Annotated in this window: 4 protein-coding genes; 3 read left to right on the forward strand and 1 reads right to left on the reverse strand. The window is 65.5% G+C overall.

Annotated features, from left to right (window positions below; all coding sequences use genetic code 11):
- On the forward strand, positions 1-242 hold a 242-nt coding region (locus tag ACEK02_RS33445), incomplete at its 5' end, for a hypothetical protein (RefSeq protein ID WP_371426250.1).
- Positions 243-426: 184 nt separating this feature from the next.
- Positions 427-993: a hypothetical protein gene (locus ACEK02_RS33450; protein ID WP_371426252.1), complete on the forward strand. Its 567-nt coding sequence runs from the start codon at positions 427-429 to the stop codon at positions 991-993.
- Positions 994-996: 3 nt separating this feature from the next.
- On the opposite strand, the gene ACEK02_RS33455 is transcribed toward ACEK02_RS33450, so the two are convergent.
- On the reverse strand, positions 997-1,248 hold the full coding sequence (locus tag ACEK02_RS33455) for a hypothetical protein (protein WP_371426254.1): 252 nt from the start codon (positions 1,246-1,248) through the stop codon (positions 997-999).
- 580 nt (positions 1,249-1,828) lie between these two features.
- Here ACEK02_RS33455 and ACEK02_RS33460 point away from each other — a divergent pair.
- Positions 1,829-2,650 (forward strand): hypothetical protein, encoded by an 822-nt coding sequence (locus tag ACEK02_RS33460; protein WP_371426256.1) that lies wholly within the window; start codon positions 1,829-1,831, stop codon positions 2,648-2,650.
- Positions 2,651-2,855: the final 205 nt, after the last annotated feature.

The raw sequence follows: 2,855 nt of genomic DNA on the forward strand, positions 1-2,855 counted from the left end.
TGCTCGCCCTCAAGCCGGTCGAAGCTGTCGTCTGCGAAGGCTCCGGCATCCAGATGAACCTCGCCCAGAAACTGCGGCAGGCAGGCGTTCCCCTCCACATCGTGAAGCTCGATCCGTCGGCCAAGCCGCAGCCCGCCCAGCCCACCGGCAGGACCGCAAAGTCGCGGGACGAATTCGATCCCTGGACCCAGGACGACTATTACGCCGCCATGGTGAACGGCGGTGGTCGCCGTCGCCGGTGACGCATCCGGGAGAGGCTCCGGCAATCGCCGGGGCCTCTCCTGCTTTTTCGCTGCGAGGACGCGGTGCGCGGGGGCATCGGACCCCCGCGCACCGCCGGGCGCTGGCGCGCGCCACGGACGATACCCGAAAGGATCAAGGAAAGAGGGGAGAGGCGAGGCGCTTCCAGCCGAGGAGACCAAGCCAGTGTCCATCCTGTTCCGCATCACCGAGCCGGCCGACGACGCAGCCACGTCCAGCGCCATCATCACAGCCCGCAAGCTTGCGGCTTTCCGCCGGTTCCTCCGCTCCGAAGGAGATCGTATCGGCATCGCACTGCTCAAGCCCGACGAGTATCTTGGCGACAGCTTCGAGGCGCGCGTCTGTCCGCTCGCGCTCGCCGCGATCACGAGCGTCTTCGACCACGATGCCGCTGTCATCGCGGTCGTCGAGGAGGCCCAGTTCAGAGGCAGGCGCATCGCGATCCATCACTGCCCGAGCAGCGCGGAGATCACCCTGCGCGTCGCCCTCACGTCCGATCAGGGCGTCGAACTCGATCTCGCCTATGGCAATGCCTACGCCCTGCTCGAGGCGCTGGCGATCGAGCCTGACAGCGTCGGTGACATCCCCATAGATCTCCTACGCGCCCGGCTGTCCGATCCGGCCACGCCAAACCGCGCGGCGCTGCGCGGCGTCGATCATTATCTGCCCCGACTGGAGCGTCTCGTCGCGAGCGCGCAGGAGCGCGAGGCTGCCCGCTTCGCATGGGCCTGAATGTCAGTTCGTATTCGGCGGGATCGCATCGGCATAACGCCCGAGCAGGCTGTCGATCGCGGCCTGCAAATGACAACAGGCCTTCATCTCTCCGGCATGTTCAAGCGCCTTCATGGCCTGCTGCATAAGCACCAGGCCGAGCGCGCGCCTGATCTCAGGATCGTCTCTCAGACGATCGACCGCGTTCGTGGGATCCTCCGCGCATGCCGCCGCCGACGGCAGACGCGACACCACCTTTTCTTCTGGCTTGCTCATCCCACGCTCCCCGGATGCGCAAAGGTCGAACCCTTGCCGAAACTCCCGCGCACGGGGCGCGGGAGCCGGGGCTGGTAACACGTCGAGACATGCGCCTACGCTTTTAGCGCCGTGGCACCTGGACATATGCGCAGGCACCCCGGCGTGAGATCACACCGAGCTGCCTTTCTCGACGGGATTACCAGTCCCGGCGCTACGGCCTTCGCGGCGCAAGCAGCCGCCTATCACAGACATGGGAAGACACCAAGGTGCCTCATCTGAAGGGCGAGCCACGGTGCCTTGCCAGCAGGCACGGACTCGTGCCGAAGATGGGAAACAGGGTCCAAGCTCTCTCACATCTCGGCATCAGACGGGGCTTCATCGCCAAAGCATGACGCTGGGTGTCGATCGGCCGTCAAGGATCAGCGGTCCCCCCAATTTTGCCGGCTGGTGCGCTCCGCTTCCCGGCGACAAAATCGGCCCCCCCGCTGCCCGCTTACGCGGCGGCCATGCCGTCCCTGACCGCCTCAACACCGCGTCCAGATGAGCCCATCCTCATCGATACAAGATGAGGAGCGCACCATCATCAACGGAGGCTTCGATGGACAATCTTCACCACTCCCTGCGCACGCTGTTCAGCACCCCATTCTGTCCAAACTGCGCGACCCTCTTCGACGCCGAGCAATATGACCATGTCGACGAACGCGCGCGCTGCTCGCACTGCGGAACCGTCTATCGGATCCCCGACGAACATGTGCCGGACATCCCGGATGACGACCTCGACATCGGCGACGTCCGGCCGGATACCGCCCATATCGTGGCGCCACACGAGCCGGGCTACTGGCCAGCGCAAGCGACTGGCTTCCGGCTCATTCGTCTCCTCGAGAGATATCTCGCACTTACCCAGACCTGCGGGCGCTCAATCAGCGTCGCCAGGACCTGCACCGAACGGAATTTCTTCAGGGCCGAGCATGACCGACTCTACCGCCTGGCTTGCCGCATCGCACACCAGGTCGCCCGATCGAACGGCTACACGATCCTGCGGGCCCTCGCGGACGATAGCCCGGCCTATCGCGTGGTGATCCAGAACCAGCCTATCGCTCTTTCCGGGGGTACGCGCATCGAGGAGACGCCGCAGTTTCTGACCCTCGAACGGTTTCGTGCCGACGCGGAACGGCTCGCCGAAGTGGAGATGCGGGCCACCGCCGGCGCGACCTACGAACTCTATGCCCGCCGGTTTTCCGCAGCCTGCGCACGCGCCATCGACAAGCTGGATCCGGACCTGCGGCGCTACGCCGTCACGATCGCCAACCACCACGGCTACATCGACGACGAGGACAAGCGATATGCCGACTTCGGACCCGGCCTATGCTCCTTGACCGGCATCGACGAACACTATTGCCACTGCGGCCGTCACCCGTGACGGTAGCCGGGACCGGGCCTCGCGCTCGGTCCCTTTCTTTCCACGAGGTGGCCCTATGTCTCGGCTCGCTCGCGTGCCGCGCGGACCCTTCGGTCCGCACGCCGCTACGCCTCGGCCGAGGTCTCCCCGACGAGAGGAAACATCTCTCACAGTCTTCCCATTCTGTCAGACGTCCGAGGCCGCCTCAAGGACGGCGGGGCCCCAC

The sequence above is a fragment of the Tardiphaga sp. genome (assembly GCF_041424195.1).
Taxonomy (GTDB): domain Bacteria; phylum Pseudomonadota; class Alphaproteobacteria; order Rhizobiales; family Xanthobacteraceae; genus Tardiphaga.

Excerpts from the sequence above, each read along its gene's own strand:
- ACEK02_RS33455 (WP_371426254.1), bottom strand. The coding sequence starts at position 1,248 with ATGAGCAAGCCAGAAGAAAAGGTGGTGTCGCGTCTGCCGTCGGCGGCG.
- ACEK02_RS33460 (WP_371426256.1), top strand. The coding sequence starts at position 1,829 with ATGGACAATCTTCACCACTCCCTGCGCACGCTGTTCAGCACCCCATTC.